Origin of the sequence: Enterobacter sp. Ag1 (genome assembly GCA_000277545.1) — a bacterium.
Classification (GTDB): Bacteria; Pseudomonadota; Gammaproteobacteria; order Enterobacterales; family Enterobacteriaceae; genus Cedecea.
This window is the reverse complement of the sequence record AKXM01000004.1, coordinates 331592-347170: the sequence shown is the minus strand read 5'-3', so window position 1 is coordinate 347170 and position 15579 is coordinate 331592. Positions and strand designations below refer to the sequence as shown.

11 protein-coding genes are annotated in these 15579 nt (G+C 57.8%); 5 read left to right on the top strand and 6 right to left on the bottom strand.

The window, feature by feature from the left end; genetic code table 11:
• Positions 1-127: 127 nt before the first annotated feature.
• The 5 genes from narI to A936_RS02335 all read right to left on the bottom strand — a co-directional run bounded on the left by narI (position 128) and on the right by A936_RS02335 (position 8526).
• Complete coding sequence (narI, locus tag A936_RS02355) at positions 128-805, bottom strand: respiratory nitrate reductase subunit gamma (RefSeq protein ID WP_008454218.1); 678 nt, start codon at positions 803-805, stop codon at positions 128-130.
• On the bottom strand, positions 805-1509 hold the full coding sequence (gene narJ / locus A936_RS02350; protein ID WP_008454216.1) for a nitrate reductase molybdenum cofactor assembly chaperone: 705 nt from the start codon (positions 1507-1509) through the stop codon (positions 805-807). The genes narI and narJ overlap by 1 nt, the downstream gene beginning before the upstream one ends.
• Positions 1506-3044 carry a nitrate reductase subunit beta gene (gene narH, locus A936_RS02345; RefSeq protein ID WP_008454215.1) on the bottom strand — a complete coding sequence of 513 codons (1539 nt, stop codon included), beginning with the start codon at positions 3042-3044 and terminating at the stop codon, positions 1506-1508. The genes narJ and narH overlap by 4 nt, the downstream gene beginning before the upstream one ends.
• On the bottom strand, positions 3041-6787 hold the full coding sequence (locus A936_RS02340; protein WP_008454214.1) for a nitrate reductase subunit alpha: 3747 nt from the start codon (positions 6785-6787) through the stop codon (positions 3041-3043). Before A936_RS02340 ends, narH begins: the two co-directional genes overlap by 4 nt.
• A 347-nt stretch (positions 6788-7134) precedes the next feature.
• Positions 7135-8526 (bottom strand): NarK family nitrate/nitrite MFS transporter, encoded by a 1392-nt coding sequence (locus A936_RS02335; protein ID WP_008454213.1) that lies wholly within the window; start codon positions 8524-8526, stop codon positions 7135-7137.
• A 307-nt stretch (positions 8527-8833) separates the two neighbouring features.
• Here A936_RS02335 and narX point away from each other — a divergent pair, with 307 nt between their 5' ends.
• Both narX and narL read left to right on the top strand, forming a co-directional pair.
• Positions 8834-10627 (top strand): nitrate/nitrite two-component system sensor histidine kinase NarX, encoded by a 1794-nt coding sequence (narX, locus tag A936_RS02330; RefSeq protein WP_008454211.1) that lies wholly within the window; start codon positions 8834-8836, stop codon positions 10625-10627.
• A complete protein-coding gene (narL, locus tag A936_RS02325; protein ID WP_008454210.1) occupies positions 10624-11274 on the top strand; it encodes a two-component system response regulator NarL in 651 nt (216 codons plus the stop codon). The genes narX and narL overlap by 4 nt, the downstream gene beginning before the upstream one ends.
• A gap of 6 nt (positions 11275-11280) precedes the next feature.
• On the opposite strand, the gene A936_RS02320 is transcribed toward narL, so the two are convergent.
• Complete coding sequence (locus A936_RS02320; protein WP_034807413.1) at positions 11281-12681, bottom strand: YchO/YchP family invasin; 1401 nt, start codon at positions 12679-12681, stop codon at positions 11281-11283.
• A gap of 160 nt (positions 12682-12841) precedes the next feature.
• Here A936_RS02320 and A936_RS02315 point away from each other — a divergent pair, with 160 nt between their 5' ends.
• The 3 genes from A936_RS02315 to A936_RS02305 all read left to right on the top strand — a co-directional run bounded on the left by A936_RS02315 (position 12842) and on the right by A936_RS02305 (position 15561).
• Positions 12842-13195, top strand: coding sequence for a DsrE/DsrF/TusD sulfur relay family protein (locus A936_RS02315; protein ID WP_008454206.1), 354 nt, complete (start codon positions 12842-12844; stop codon positions 13193-13195).
• Between the two features lie 110 nt (positions 13196-13305).
• Positions 13306-15093, top strand: a complete 1788-nt coding sequence (locus A936_RS02310; RefSeq protein ID WP_008454203.1) for a methyl-accepting chemotaxis protein — start codon at positions 13306-13308, stop codon at positions 15091-15093.
• A 222-nt stretch (positions 15094-15315) separates the two neighbouring features.
• A complete protein-coding gene (locus tag A936_RS02305; protein ID WP_008454200.1) occupies positions 15316-15561 on the top strand; it encodes a DUF1883 domain-containing protein in 246 nt (81 codons plus the stop codon).
• Positions 15562-15579: the final 18 nt, after the last annotated feature.

Below are 15579 nucleotides of genomic sequence, written 5' to 3'. Positions count from 1 at the left end.
ATCTCTTGAATAGACGCTGCCATAGTAAAGCTCACGGCGTTAAAGTCAACTTTCATATCCGAAAAAACGAATTTGTTTATTGTGTAAAAAGCCCGGCATATACCGGGCTTGTGATCGTTCATGCAGACTAGCGGCGAGCGCGAACAATCTGGTATTTGCGTGTCAGGTATTCCACCGGCGCGCTCCAGATATGCACGAGGCGCGAGAACGGGAACAGCAGGAACAGCGTCATGCCCAGCACCAGATGAACGCGGAAAATAAACGCCACGCCGTCGAGGTAGTCAGATGCGCCACCGCGGAAGGTGACCACGTGCTGCGCCCAGTTCACCAGCTTCATCATTTCGCTGCCGTCCATATGCTGGGCGGAGAACGGAATAGTGCCGAGGCCCAGCGCACACTGGAGCATCAGCAGGCTAAGGATCAGGATATCGGCCCCAGTGGTGGTGGCGCGCACGCGTGGGCTGAACAGGCGACGCTTCAGCAGCAGCAGGCCGCCCACCAGCGTCATCACGCCGCTGGCTCCCCCGGCAAACATGGCCATTTTCTGTTTAATTTCTAGCGGCAAAAACGCCTCGTACATCCAGTGCGGCGTCAGCATGCCAAGGAAGTGCCCGGCAAAGATCCCAAGAATACCGAAATGAAACAGGTTTGAGGCCAGGTTCATGCCCTTGCGATCCAGCATCTGGCTGGACGCTGCGCGCCAGGTGTACTGCCCGTAGTCATAGCGCAGCCAGCTGCCAATCAGGAACACGGCACCGCAAAGGTACGGGTAGATATCAAAGAAGAAGACGTTGAGAAAATGCATTATTTCCCTCCTGCTATATTCAGGTACTGCGGAGCCACCGCCCCGGCAAAACGGCGCTGGTGTGCGGTAATGTCGGTCTCTCCGCAGCTGTCATCAGCCATGAATTTCACCTGCTCCTCTTCCCACACCGCATCCAGCGCCTGAGGCGTGTCGTCGCGCGCTTCGTTGGCAATTTGCTGGCGGACCGTTTCGACGCTGACGTCGCTTTCAGCCAGAGCAATCAGCAGGTCGAAGAGTAGCGCATAGTCGCTCTCACGCTGTTTCAGACGCGCGCTGAGCAAAGCCAGGATCGGCGCGATGTCCTGCAGCCCGCCCTGCGCTTCTGCCCGCGTGCGCTGGGACAGGTATTCCAGATAAAGCGGCAGATGGTCCGGCAGCTCGCGGCTGTCAATTTCCAGCCCGGCCTGTTGATACTGGTTCATCAGGTTAACCATCGCCTGGCCCCGATCGCGCGATTCACCGTGAACGTGCTCGAAGAGCAACAGCGAAGTGGCTCTGCCCCGGTCGAATAGCTCGCTGTAGCTGGATTGCGCGTCCAGCAGCTCCCGCTGGCAGAGTGAGTCGATAAACCCATCCAGACTGGCGCGCTGCATTTTCGTCAATGTCTCGCTTTGGGCCAGCGCCTCATGCAGCTCCTGATGATGCTGCCACAGGGCTGCATCCGGGTACTCCAGCAGGCGGGAGATAATCAGTAGTTCAATCATGGATGCGGCTCCGTTTTGCTCGAGACGTCGATAGCGTCAATCCGACGGCTGTTAAACAGATTGAATTTGGTGTCGCTGCCGTGACAGCCGTCGCCAAAGCTAAAGCCGCAGCCGCTGTGCTCAGGGAAAGAGTTCTCAGCCAGTTCGCGATGGCTGGTCGGCACCACAAAACGATCTTCGTAGTTAGCGATAGCCAGGTAGCGGTACATCTCCTGCGCCTGAGCTTCGGTTAGCCCCACCTCTTCCAGCGCGCGCGTGTCGATCACGCCTTCAACAGTTTCAGCACGTTTGTAGTGACGCATCGCCATCATGCGCTTCAGTGCCCGCAGCACCGGCGCGGTGTCCCCGGCGGTCAGCAGGTTGGCCAGGTACTCCACCGGAATACGCAGGCTTTCGACATCAGGCAGAATACCGGTGTGCGGCAGCTGGCCCGCATCGCTCGCGGATTGAATCGGCGACAGCGGCGGCACGTACCAGACCATCGGCAGAGTGCGATATTCCGGGTGCAGCGGCAGAGCCAGCTTCCAGTCCATCGCCATTTTGTACACCGGCGACTGCTGAGCCGCCGTAATCACTCCCTGCGGGATACCGTCTTTCAGCGCTTGCGCAATGACCGCCGGATCGTTCGGATCCAGGAATACGTCCAGCTGGCGCTGATACAGATCTTTCTCGTTTTCCGTGCTGGCCGCCTGCTCAATCGCATCGGCGTCATACAGCAGCACGCCGAGGTAGCGAATACGTCCTACGCAGGTTTCTGAGCAGACCGTCGGCATCCCCGCTTCAATGCGCGGGTAGCAGAAGATGCACTTCTCGGACTTTCCGCTTTTCCAGTTGAAGTAGATTTTTTTGTACGGGCAGCCGGTGATGCACATCCGCCAGCCGCGGCATTTATCCTGATCAATCAGCACAATGCCGTCTTCTTCGCGCTTGTAGATGGCCCCGCTCGGACAGGTGGCGACGCAGGCCGGGTTCAGGCAGTGCTCGCACAGGCGCGGCAGGTACATCATGAAGGTGTTTTCGAACTGGCCGTACATCGCCTTTTGCATATTGACGAAGTTCTGGTCCTGCGCGCGTTTTTCAAATTCGCCGCCAAGCAGCTCTTCCCAGTTCGGGCCAGCTTCGATTTTGTTCATCCGCTGGCCGGTAATCAGCGAGCGAGGCCGGGCCACGGGCTGCGCTTTGCTGCCCTCCGGCGCGGTGTGCAGGTTCTGGTAGTCGTAGTCAAACGGCTCGTAATAATCATCGATCCCCGGTAAATGCGGATTAGCGAAGATTTTACCCAGCAGCATCGCGCGGTTGCCCATGCGGGGCTGCAGCTTGCCGTTGATTTTGCGGATCCAGCCCCCCTTCCATTTGTCCTGGTTTTCCCAGTCGTTTGGGTAGCCCAGGCCAGGCTTGGTTTCCACGTTGTTAAACCACGCGTATTCCGTTCCTTCGCGGCTGGTCCAGACGTTTTTGCAGGTCACCGAGCAGGTATGGCAGCCGATGCATTTGTCCAGATTCAGCACCATGCCAATTTGTGAACGAATTTTCATTTTACGCTCTCCTGTACCTGGTCATTGCCTTCGCCGTCTAACCAGTTAATCTCTTTCATTTTGCGAACCACCACGAACTCATCGCGGTTAGAGCCGACCGTGCCGTAATAGTTAAAGCTGTAGGCCAGCTGGGCGTAGCCGCCAATCATGTGGGTTGGCTTCAGCGTGATGCGGGTCACCGAGTTATGAATGCCGCCGCGCTGGCCGGTGATTTCAGAGCCCGGCAGGTTCATGATGCGTTCCTGCGCGTGGTACATCATCGTCATCCCGGCCGGAACGCGCTGGCTCACTACCGCGCGCGCCGTCAGCGCCCCGTTTTTGTTAAACACTTCAACCCAGTCGTTATCGGCGATGCCGATTTCTTTGGCGTCTGCTTCACACAGCCAGATAATTGGCCCCCCGCGCCCCAGCGTCAGCATCAACAGGTTGTCGCTGTAGGTGGAGTGGATGCCCCACTTCTGATGCGGGGTCAGGAAGTTAAGCGCTTTTTCCGGGTTGCCGTTAGACTTGTGGCCCATCATGCCGTCCACGGAACGGGTATCAATCGGCGGACGGTACACCACGAGGCTCTCGCCAAAGTCGCGCATCCACTGGTGATCCTGATAAAGCTGCTGGCGCCCAGACAGGGTGCGCCACGGGATCAGCTCGTGCACGTTGGTGTAACCTGCGTTATAAGAGACATGTTCGTCCTCCAGGCCGGACCAGGTCGGGCTGGAGATAATTTTGCGCGGCTGAACCTGAATGTCGCGGAAGCGAATCTTCTCTTCTTCTTTCGGCAATGCGAGGTGCGTGTGATCGCGACCGGTAAATTCACCGAGCGCGGCCCAGGCTTTCACCGCCACCTGGCCGTTGGTTTCCGGCGCCAGGCTGAGCACAACCTCGGCGGCATCAATGGCCGTGTTGATCATAGGCTGACCTTTCGCCGGGCCGTCGGTCTTCACGTAGTTGAGCTTGCGCAGGAACTCGACTTCTTTTTCGGTATTCCAGCTAATGCCTTTCCCGCCGTTGCCCATTTTCTCCAACAGCGGTCCGACGGAGGTAAAGCGTTCGTACGTCGCCGGATAGTCGCGCTCAACGGCAATAATGTGCGGCGCGGTTTTGCCTGGGATCAGGTCACATTCGCCTTTCTTCCAGTCCATCACGCCATACGGCTGAGCCAGTTCGGCGGCCGAGTCGTGCTGAATCGGCAGCGTCACAACATCGGTCTCTTTACCGAGGTGGCCAACGCAAACTTCGGAGAACTTCTTCGCGATGCTTTTGTAGATTTCCCAGTCGCTTTTCGATTCCCAGCAAGGATCCACGGCGGCGGAGAACGGGTGAATAAACGGATGCATATCCGAAGTGTTCAGATCTTCTTTCTCATACCAGGTGGCGGTCGGCAGCACAATGTCGGAATACAGGCAGGTGCTAGACAGGCGGAAGTCCAGGGTGACCACCAGATCCAGCTTGCCGTCCAGGCCGTTATCGACCCATTCCACCTCCTCCGGCATCAGCCCGCCTTCCTGGCCGAGATCTTTCCCCTGAATGCCGTGCTCGGTGCCCAGCAGGTATTTGAGCATAAATTCATGCCCCTTCCCGGAAGAGCCCAGCAGGTTCGAACGCCAGATAAACATGTTGCGCGGGTGGTTATAGCCGGAGTCCGGCTGCTCCGCCGCAAAGCGGATGCCGCCGGATTTAAGTTGTTCAACGGTGTAATCCACCGGAGACATTCCGGCCTCTTTCGCCCGGTCAGCAATGCGCAGCGGGTTAGTGCCAAGCTGCGGTGCAGACGGCAGCCAGCCCATGCGTTCGGCGCGCACGTTGAAGTCGATCAGGTGGCCGGTGTAGCGGGACTTATCCGCCAGCGGCGACAGGAACTCATCCGCCGTCACCGTCTCATAGCGCCACTGGCTGGAGTGGTTATAGAAGTAGGAGGTGCTGTTCATGTGGCGCGGCGGGCGCTGCCAGTCGAGGGCAAACGCCAGCGGCATCCAGCCGGTCTGCGGACGCAGTTTTTCCTGACCGACGTAGTGGCCCCAGCCGCCGCCGCTCTGCCCGATGCTGCCGCAGAAGATCAGCATATTGATAAGCCCACGGTAGGCCATATCCATATGGAACCAGTGGTTCACGCCTGCGCCAACGATAATCATCGAGCGGCCGTGGGTTTTGTCCGCGTTATCCGCGAACTCACGGGCAATGCGCACGATATCCTGGCGAGGCACACCGGTGATCTGCTCGGCCCAGGCTGGTGTATAAGCCTTCATTTCATCGTAGCTGCTGGCGCAGTTATCATCGTTCAGGCCGCGATCCAGGCCGTAGTTAGCCAGGGTGAGATCGTAGACCGTTGCCACCAGCACGCTTGAGCCGTCCGCCAGCTGCAGGCGTTTAACCGGCAGCTTATGCAGCAGTACGTCTTTCAGTTTGACGTTGTCGAAATGCTCGGTGCTCTCACCGCCAAAGTACGGGAACCCCACCTCGGCAACTTCATCGTGGCTGCCCAGCAGGCTCAGGCGCAGCGCGGTTTCTTCCCCGGTGCTGCCGTTACGCTGCTCGAGGTTCCACTTGCCTTTTTCACCCCAGCGGAAGCCAATGGATCCGTTAGGTGCAACCAGCTCGCCGGACTGATCAGCCAGCGCCACGGTTTTCCACTGCGGATTATTTTCCTGGCCGAGACTGTCGACCAGGTCTGCCGCACGCAGCAAATTCGCCGGGGCATAGAAGCCGTCACGGGCTTCCAGCGTCACTAGCATCGGCATATCGGTGTAGCGACGAACGTAGTCGGTGAAGTACTGGCTTGGTTTGTCGAGATGGAATTCCCGCAGCATAACGTGGCCCATTGCCATCGCCATCGCGGCATCCGTCCCCTGCTTCGGCGCCAGCCACTGGTCGCACAGCTTGGAGATTTCCGCATAGTCCGGCGTGACGGCAACCGTTTTGGTGCCTTTGTAGCGGACTTCGGTGAAGAAGTGGGCGTCCGGAGTACGCGTCTGCGGGACGTTAGAGCCCCAGGCGATGATGTAACCGGCGTTGTACCAGTCCGCGGACTCCGGTACGTCAGTCTGCTCGCCCCAGGTTTGCGGAGACGCTGGCGGCAGGTCGCAGTACCAGTCGTAGAAGCTCATGCAGGTGCCGCCGATAAGCGACAGATAGCGGGTGCCTGCGGCGTAAGAAACCATCGACATGGCCGGGATCGGCGAGAAGCCGGTGATGCGGTCCGGGCCGTAGGTTTTTGCGGTATAGACGTTCGCCGCCGCGATCAGCTCGTTAACCTCTTCCCAGGTCGAACGAACAAATCCCCCGCGGCCACGCGCCTGTTTGTAACTTTTGGCTTTGTCGGGATCGTTAATGATCGATGCCCATGCTTCAACCGGATCGTTATGCTGCGTTTTCGCTTCGCGCCACAGCTTGATCAGACGTTTACGCATCTGCGGGTACTTCAGACGGTTGGCGCTGTAGAGATACCATGAGTAGCTTGCCCCGCGCGGGCAGCCGCGAGGTTCGTGGTTTGGCATATCCGGACGGGTACGCGGGTAGTCCGTTTGCTGGGTTTCCCAGGTCACCAGGCCGCTTTTGACATAAATCTTCCAGCTGCAGGAGCCGGTACAGTTCACGCCGTGCGTGGAGCGCACCACTTTGTCATGCTGCCAGCGCTGGCGATACCCTTCTTCCCAGTCGCGATTGGTATCGAGTAGCTGGCCGTGTCCATTGGCGAAGGTTTCTCCCTTCTGCCTGAAATAACGAAACCGGTCGAGGAACTTGCTCATCGGGATACTCCTGATGTGGAGCCTGGTGGCTCTTCTGGTGAAATCGACATTGCTTGATGCCCGAGACGGTAACGCCTCGAAAGCTGGGGATTTTTGATAACGATCAACTGCTTCTGGTGTGGTTTTTGGGCACCCGGCGGCCACTACCACCAAAGTGTAAGGTCTTAAAAATTACTAACTAACTGAATATAAATACAAAAAAATCAAAACCTATCGGGGAAGGGGTAGCGACAAGCCGGGTTTGGGTATTAAGGGGTAGGCGGCGAATTAACCAGCGCTGAAAACGTAATGGGCAAAAAAAAGCGCGGACGAAGCCGCGCAAAGGGATAACCAAAAAGGTCAATGCATTAGCGAGAGGATTTCCGGCCATAAACGGCCCAGGTAATAACCACACACACAATGTAAAAGACGAGGAACAGCTTCATCGCCCCGGCAGGCGAGCCGGTCAACGCCAGGGAAGTGCCGAAGGCTTTAGGGATAAAGAACCCCCCGATGGCGCCAATGGCCGAAATAAAGCCCAGCGCTGCGGCGGTATCCGTGGCGGCCTCGCGCAGGGCGACTTCATCGCTGCCACCGGCGGCTTTTACTCTGTCCATTGTCAGCTTACGGAAAATCACGGAAATCATCTGGAAGGTCGAGCCACTGCCCAGCCCCGCCGTCAGGAACAGCATCAGGAACACCCCAAAGAAGGCGATGAAGTTCCCGCCCTGTCCGTTCGTTGGCAGCGTGGTGAACAGCAGCGCGCTGAAAATGGCCATCAGCATGAAGTTATACAGCGAAACTCGGGTGCCGCCCCAGCGGTCGGAAATCGCCCCACCTGCAGAACGTGCCAGGGCGCCAAACAGCGGGCCAAAGAAGGCAAAATGCAGAATGTTGACGTCCGGGAACTGGGTTTTAGACAGCATCGCAAACCCGGCAGAAAAGCCGATGAACGAGCCAAATGTCGCCAGGTAGAGCAGCCCCAGAATCCAGAGATGGCCGCGCTTAAGCACCGGCAGCTGCTCACGCAGGGAGGCTTTCGACGCCGAGAGATCGTTCATTCCGAACCAGGCCGCTAAGGTGAATACCGCCAGAAACGGCACCCAGATCCACGCGGCATTTTCCAGGAACAGCATCGTGCCGTCGCCCTGTGCCACGCCTTTGCCGCCAAAAATGGCAAACATCGACAGGGAGATAGCCAGCGGGGCCACCAGCTGCATCACGCTCACACCCATATTCCCCAGCCCGCCGTTAATCCCCAGCGCACCGCCCTGCTTTGCCTTCGGGAAGAAGAAGCTGATGTTTGCCATGCTGGAGGCAAAGTTCGCCCCGGCAAAGCCGCACAGCAGAGAGATACAGATGAAGGTATTAAACGAGGTGCTGGTATCCTGCACGGCAAAGCCCAGCCAGACGCATGGAATAATCAAGATCCCCGTGCTGAACGCCGTCCAGCGGCGGCCGCCAAAGACCGGCACCATGAACGAATACGGGACGCGCAGCAGCGCGCCGGAAACGGAAGGTAACGCCGTGAGCATAAACAGCTGATCGGTGGTGAAGGTAAAGCCGACCTTATTCAAATTCACCGCCACCGCGCTGAACAGCATCCAGACGCAGAAGGCCAGCAGCAGGCTTGGGACGGAAATCCACAGGTTGCGGCTGGCGATCCGATGACCTTGTTGCTGCCAGAACTGCGGATCTTCCGGCCGCCAGTCGGTAATCAGTGCGCCCGACGGCTTCTCGGGAACGGGAGACTGTGACATAAACACCTCATTTCGTGTGAGTAAATGCCGCAACCTTAGGGTTCCTGTGTCGAGATTAGTTGATGTAAATCAAGGGATAATCTATCTCTCCGGCGGGCAAAAAAGCCCCCTCATTCTTTGTGAGTAATCTTCTGGCAAAAAAATAACGTGATTTATCACACCCCTGCGGGACTTGCTGCTGACCGCTCCCATTGCCCTGCCACCTCTGGCAATTTGTGGGTAATCCTTTGGAGGTATGGGTATACTCCAGCTGTTGACTGAAAATAGCGCCACTCGTCACCTTTCCCACTCAGGAGCCCGTTTGCCAATGCTAAAACGCCTGTTTTCTCCCCTTTCGCTGGTCAATCAGCTCGCGCTGGTTGTCATGCTGCTGGCGATGTTAAGCGTGGTGGGAATGGCGATGGCCGGCTGGCTGGCCCAGGGGATTTCGGGCAATGCCCACGCGATCAACAAAACGGGCTCCATGCGCATGCAGAGCTACCGCCTGCTGGCAGCCATTCCGCTGACGGAGCAGGACAAGATGCTGCTGCGAGAAATGGAGCAAACCACATGGAGCGACGATCTCGGCCTTGCCGCCGAGCGCGACGGGCAGCAGGCCAGGCTTCAACAGCTACAAGATTACTGGCGCAGCACGCTTGAACCCGCGCTGATTGCCGCCCAAACGCCGCAGCAGGTAAAACCCGCCGTCGCCCATTTTGTCGCCAGCATTGATGAACTGGTCAGCTCCTTCGACCGCACCACCGAGATGCGTCTGCATCACGTGATTTTGCTGCAGCAGGGTATGGCGGTGTTACTCGGGCTGTTGATCGTCTTTACCCTGATTTGGTTACGCAAAAGATTACTCCGCCCGTGGCGTCAGCTACTGGCGATGGCCACCGCCATTGGTCAGCGAGACTTCACCCAACGGGTGAATTTTCGCGGCCGCGACGAAATGGCCACGCTTGGGAGCGCGCTTAACAGCATGTCCAGCGAGCTGGCGCAAAGCTACGCCGTGCTCGAGCGGCGGGTCCGGGAGAAAACCGCCGGGCTTGAGCAAAAAAACCAGATGCTCACCTTCCTCTACGAGGCTAACCGCCGCCTGCACGCGCAGGCTCCGCTGTGCCAGCGTATTTCCCCTGTACTGAGCGAACTCCAGGTTTTAACCCCGCTGCTGGGCATTGTGCTCCGGGTGTACGAGTACGAAGATGAAGAGAATTATCAGGAATACACGTTCCAGCCGGACGCGCACTGCGATGCCCGGGGCTGCCAGCTGTGCCCGGATGCCGGGGCAGCGCTGCCGCAGGACACCACCACGCTGAAATGGCGCCTCACCGATAACCATCTTCATTACGGTCTGGTGCTGGCCCAGCTTCCGTTGGGCAAAACGCTGACCGAAGACCAGCTGCAGCTTATTGCCACGCTAATGGAGCAGCTCACCGCCACGCTCGCCATGGAGCGTCAGTATGAACACCAGCAGCAGTTAGTGGTGATGGAGGAGCGATCTGCCATTGCCAGGGAATTGCATGACTCCATCGCCCAGTCACTTTCCTGTATGAAGATGCAGGTCAGCTGCCTGCAAATGCAGGGCAAAACGCTGCCGGAGGAGAGTCGGACGCTGCTGGAGCAAATACGCGGCGAGCTGAACACCTCCTGGCGGCAGCTGAGAGAATTGCTGACCACCTTCCGCCTTAAGCTCACCGAGCCTGGTTTGCGCCCGGCGCTTGAGGCCAGTTGCCAGGAGTTCAGCGACAAACTTGGCTTCCCGGTGGTGCTGGACTACCAGCTCCCGCCGCGCTTAGTGCCTTCTCATCAGGCCATTCATTTGGTGCAGATTGCGCGTGAAGCGCTGAACAACAGCCTGAAACACGCGGAAGCCAGTGCCTGCGGTATCAGCGTTACCCGCCACGGAAATCAGGTACGCCTTGCGGTGTGGGACAACGGGCGCGGTATTTCCGGCAGCGGCGAGCGCAGCAACCATTACGGCCTTATTATCATGCGCGACCGCGCTCAAACCTTGCAGGGTGACTGCCAGGTTCGCCCCCGTCCCTGCGGCGGCACCGAAGTGGTCGTCAATTTTATCCCCGAAGCACCGCTTTCTTCCGTAATAAGGAGCGAAGAATGAGTCATCAGGAAGCAGCAACCATTTTGCTGATAGACGATCATCCCATGATGCGTACCGGCGTTAAGCAGCTGATCAGCATGGCGCCAGAGCTGGCCGTCGTCGGAGAGGCCGGCAGCGGCGAACAGGGCGTGCAGCTTGCCGAAGCGCTCGATCCAGACCTGATCCTGCTCGACCTGAACATGCCGGGCATGAACGGGCTGGAAACGCTCGACTGCCTGCGCGAAAAAGCGCTGTCAGGACGCATTGTGGTGTTTACCGTTTCGAACCATGAAGAAGATGTGGTCACCGCCCTTAAGCGCGGTGCGGATGGCTATTTGCTGAAAGACATGGAGCCGGAAGATTTGCTCAAAGCCCTGCAGCAGGCCGCAGCGGGGGAAATGGTACTCAGCGAAGCGCTGACCCCGGTGCTGGCGGCCAGTCTGCGGGCCAACCGTGCAACCTCAGACCGTGACGTCAATCAGCTTACTCCGCGGGAACGCGATATCCTGAAGCTGATAGCCCAGGGGCTGCCGAACAAGATGATCGCCCGTCGCCTGGACATCACCGAAAGTACGGTGAAAGTGCACGTCAAACATCTGCTGAAGAAAATGAAGCTCAAGTCCCGAGTGGAAGCGGCCGTTTGGGTTCACCAGGATCGTATTTTTTAGCGCCGGTTACTCCTCCGGCAGCAAGGAGTAACGCGGGTCACTTTCGGGGGCAATCAGCAGCGGTGCGGCAGGCTGGAGCACAATCTCATTCGATGAGACGCGCTGCCCCTTTTCGTCTTCCACGGTGACCGACAGGTGATATTCATTTGCCGCACCTGCCTGCCACGCAGGCAAAATAATGCTCCAGCCGTCGGTGCTGAGCGGCCGTGCCGGCGGCGTCAGGCTGAGCACCTGGGTATCTCCCTGCCATACCAGCCGCCGGATGCCATGCGTCGCTTTCACCTGCAGCTTAAGCAAAACCGTTTCTCCCGGCTGCAGCTGCCACGGCGGCGTGGCCAGGAAAACTGACAACGTTTTACGCTGACGGAACTGCATCACCGGGGCGGACTCGCACTCAACGCTATCGTAGCGGCTGCCGCGCAGGGAGCTGGTCGCGGCCACTTCGTCCGCCGAGAGCTGCTTCTGCAGCGGCACCCCGAAACGATAATTCAGCTTGAGCCCCAGATTTTCCTGCGCGACGCCGCTTTCACCCTGTTTGTGCTGGGCCGTGAGCGTGATCAGCGGCACGGGCGTATAGTTAATGCCCATCGTCACCGCGACTGGGTTTCGGTATCCGCTATCGCTGTCGAAGAGCGTGACGTTGTCACCAAAGTATTGTTCGAAGCTAAGGCTGGTCGCAATATGCCGATAAAACGGCAGCCAGGCCTGTGCCGTGACGTCATAGCCCCGGGCCAGGCGCTGCTCAAGCGTGTCGGTTTGCCCGCGCCAGCCGTTCAGCGGCTGGTAATAATTGGCCGAAAGCCGCAGGTATTCGCCCCAGGCTTCGGCGCCAAATCCCGCCCGCTGTAGCTGCGTAGTCAGCTGATTATCGTAGAACGAGTTGTAGCCCAGTAGCCAGCTTCCGGCGACCCAGCGCTGCCCCAGCCCGAGGTTACCGGTGGTGCCGTATTTTTGCTGACTAAAGCCGAGCTGGCTCCAGGTCAGATAGCGGCTGTTGTCCTGCCAGGGCGTGAAAAGCGAACCATTGCTGCCCTTCCAGCTCCCGTGTTCATCCACCAGCAAATTGACGCTGGCCTTGCCCCAGGGCGAAAGCAAAGCCTGGGTTTCATCGGTCACTTTGTCGGCCAGTAAATCTCTCAGGCTGGTAAAAGCGAACAGTCGCGCCTGCTCGCCGGTATCCAGCCCGTTGTCCACCATGCTGTCTTCGCCAAACTTCTTCGCCATTGCGGCAATCCTGCGCGCGGCAGCATCGGTTTCAGGCGCGAGGCCCATGTTCGGCAGGTCATCAGCGGGAGAAGAGAAAGGGTTTTGGGCCGCGGGAACAACGTTGTTTGAGGTACTCATTGCCCCTCCCGGACGAGGGAGCAAACAACACAAGGTTAAAAGCGGAACGGCAAATCTACGCATTGATTAATGATAACACACTGGTTTTGCTCTTAACCCACCGGGGAGACATGCATGTACGACTCCAGGATTAATCCTGCTTTTCGGGCACAAATCATACCCGGCGATAACTCAGGGCGATACACTGCTTCTCACTCTCAACGTTATCATCAAGGAGAAACTCATGCAGAAGATAGTCATTATTGCCAACGGGGCGGCGTACGGCAGCGAATCGCTTTTTAACAGTTTGCGGCTGGCCATCGCCCTGCGCGACCAGGAGCCGCAGCCAGAAGTAAAACTGTTCCTGATGTCCGATGCGGTGACCGCTGGCCTGCGCGGTCAGAAGCCCGCCGAGGGATACAACATTCAGCAGATGCTCGAGATTCTCACCGCGCAAGGTGTGCCGGTGAAGCTCTGTAAAACCTGTACCGACGGGCGCGGGATCACCAGCCTGCCGCTCATTGAAGGCGTTGCCATCGGCACGCTCGTTGAACTTGCCGAATGGACGTTAGCGTCGGACAAAATCCTCACTTTCTAATTATTTCAGCGCGGGAATATTATTTGCTTATACCCTCTCCCGCGCCATCAAGTTACCTGCATTTGTTGCCGATATTTTGCTTAGGACAACACAGCAGCAGGATAATAATTATGGTTAAATCTCTTCGTACACGTCTTCTTTTAGTCACAGCAATTTGTCTGGTCTCAGCTCTATGTCTCAACACCTTCATTAATTACGCCGTCACCAGCCGCGATAACCAACGTGCCATCACCGACACACTAACCAGCACCAGCCTGAGCCATTCCGTCGCTATCGGCGACTGGGTCAGCGGTAAAATGGCGATCGTTAGCTCCCTGGAAAACACCGCGCTGAGCGAAGATCCCATCCCGGTCTTCACTCAACTGGCCAAAGCCGGCGGCTTCACCAATATCTACGTCGGTTATGCGAATAAAACCGCAAAATTTTCTGATCCAACGGGGGTACCGGCCGACTTCGACCCCACCGGGCGACCGTGGTATCAGCAGGTGGTGAAAGACGACGCTCCCGTCGTCACCGCTCCTTACGTGGATGCCGGTACCGGTAAGCTGGTCGTGACTTTTGCCGTGCCCATTAAGCAAAATGGCAGCCTTAAAGCCGTCGTCGCGGGGGATGTGGCGATGGACAGCGTGGTGGCGAACGTGCGCAGCATTCACCCAACGCCCGCCAGCAGCGGGCTGCTAATCAACAGCGATGGGACATTGATTGCCGCTCAGGATCCGACCCTGACGCTGAAAGCCTTTTCTGATGCCGTTCAACAGGCTGATTTACCTCAGCTACTCGGCGATACACATCGCGCCGTCGGCATAATCAGCGGGCAAAGCAAACAGCTGATGGCTACGCCGATTAGCGGCACGCATTGGTATCTGGTCGTTGCCCTCGACGAACATGATGCCACCTCCGGGATGCGCGCTTTACTGAAGGCTTCCGCCATCGCCCTGCTGGTGTTGGTGCTGATTTCTGGTGCAATTGTGCATCTGCTGATTAGCAAGGTGATGAGCCGCCTCGGGACGATTCGCGACGGGATGCGCGCCATCAGCAACGGCACAAATGATCTATCTCAGCGGTTGCCGGAAACGGGTCACGATGAAGTGACGGAAATCGCCCACGCCTTTAACGCCTTCAGCGACAAGTTGGGCGTAGTCATGACCCAGCTAAGGGATTCAAGCGCCTCGGTGAAAGTCGCCGCCAACGAAATTGCTGCAGGCAACCAGGAGCTTTCTGCCCGCACCGAGCGGGCCGCCTCCAGCCTGCGAGAAACAGCCAGCGCCGTAGAGCAGATCACCGCCTCTGTCGCAAATTCTACCGCTTCTGCCGCTCAGGCCAACGCTCAGGCCCACAGCGCCGGTGAAGCCGCTGAACGCGGGGGTGAAGTGGTCTCGAAGGTTATTACCACCATGCAGGCTATTGAGCTGGCCTCCGGCAAGATTGGCGATATTACCGGCGTCATTGACAGCATCGCTTTCCAGACCAACATCCTGGCGCTAAATGCCGCCGTTGAGGCTGCCCGCGCCGGTGAACAAGGCCGGGGATTTGCCGTGGTCGCTGGCGAAGTGCGCAACCTCGCCAGCCGCAGCGCACAGGCGGCGAAGGAGATCAAAAGCCTGATCGACTCCACCACCGCAAGCGTTGCCGATGGCTCGCTTTACGTGCGCCAGGCCGGTGAGGCGATGGACAAAATAGAACAAAGCGTCGGCAGCGTTTTGGTCATCATGCGCGAGATAACCCTCTCAACCGACGAACAGATGAAAGGGATTCAGGAGATTAATCACGCGGTGACCCATCTGGACAATATGGTACAGCAGAATGCTGAACTGGTAGTGGAATCCGCGGCGGCGGCGGGTGCATTGCAAAGTCAGGCTGGAGAGTTAGCGGAAACCGCGGGGCATTTCCGTATTTAATGATGCGCTGCCGGACGTTTGCCAACGAAACGCCCGCCGGCTGAAAGGTTTCAGGCACAATATGATTATTGTTTAATCGTTACGGCATTTTTTGATCAACATCAGCATTTACCCCTCTCGGCTCTGGTGTGATGCCATGAGTGATTTGTGAACAACATCACGAACCAGGACAGCACCTTTGGGGGCCAGCAGGCCATGTTTGATGCGGAAGTGGAGTGAAAAATGCCAGTAGTAAAAGCCAGTTTAAAACTTTTTGGTGGCGATACCGTGGTGGTTCGCTGTTCGAATAACTGTCATATCCATTTGATGTGCGACTCAGACAGGCGCGGTAGCGCGGAGGCCGACGTGCTAAGCGTGCAAAATCGCCAGTCGGCCTATATCGCCGTGCCCTACAGCGGGACCTGGAAGGTGCTGATCGACAGTCATACCCAGTCGCTGGAGCACTCCATCAGTTTTGTTCCGGCATAAAACACTGAGGCCACCTTT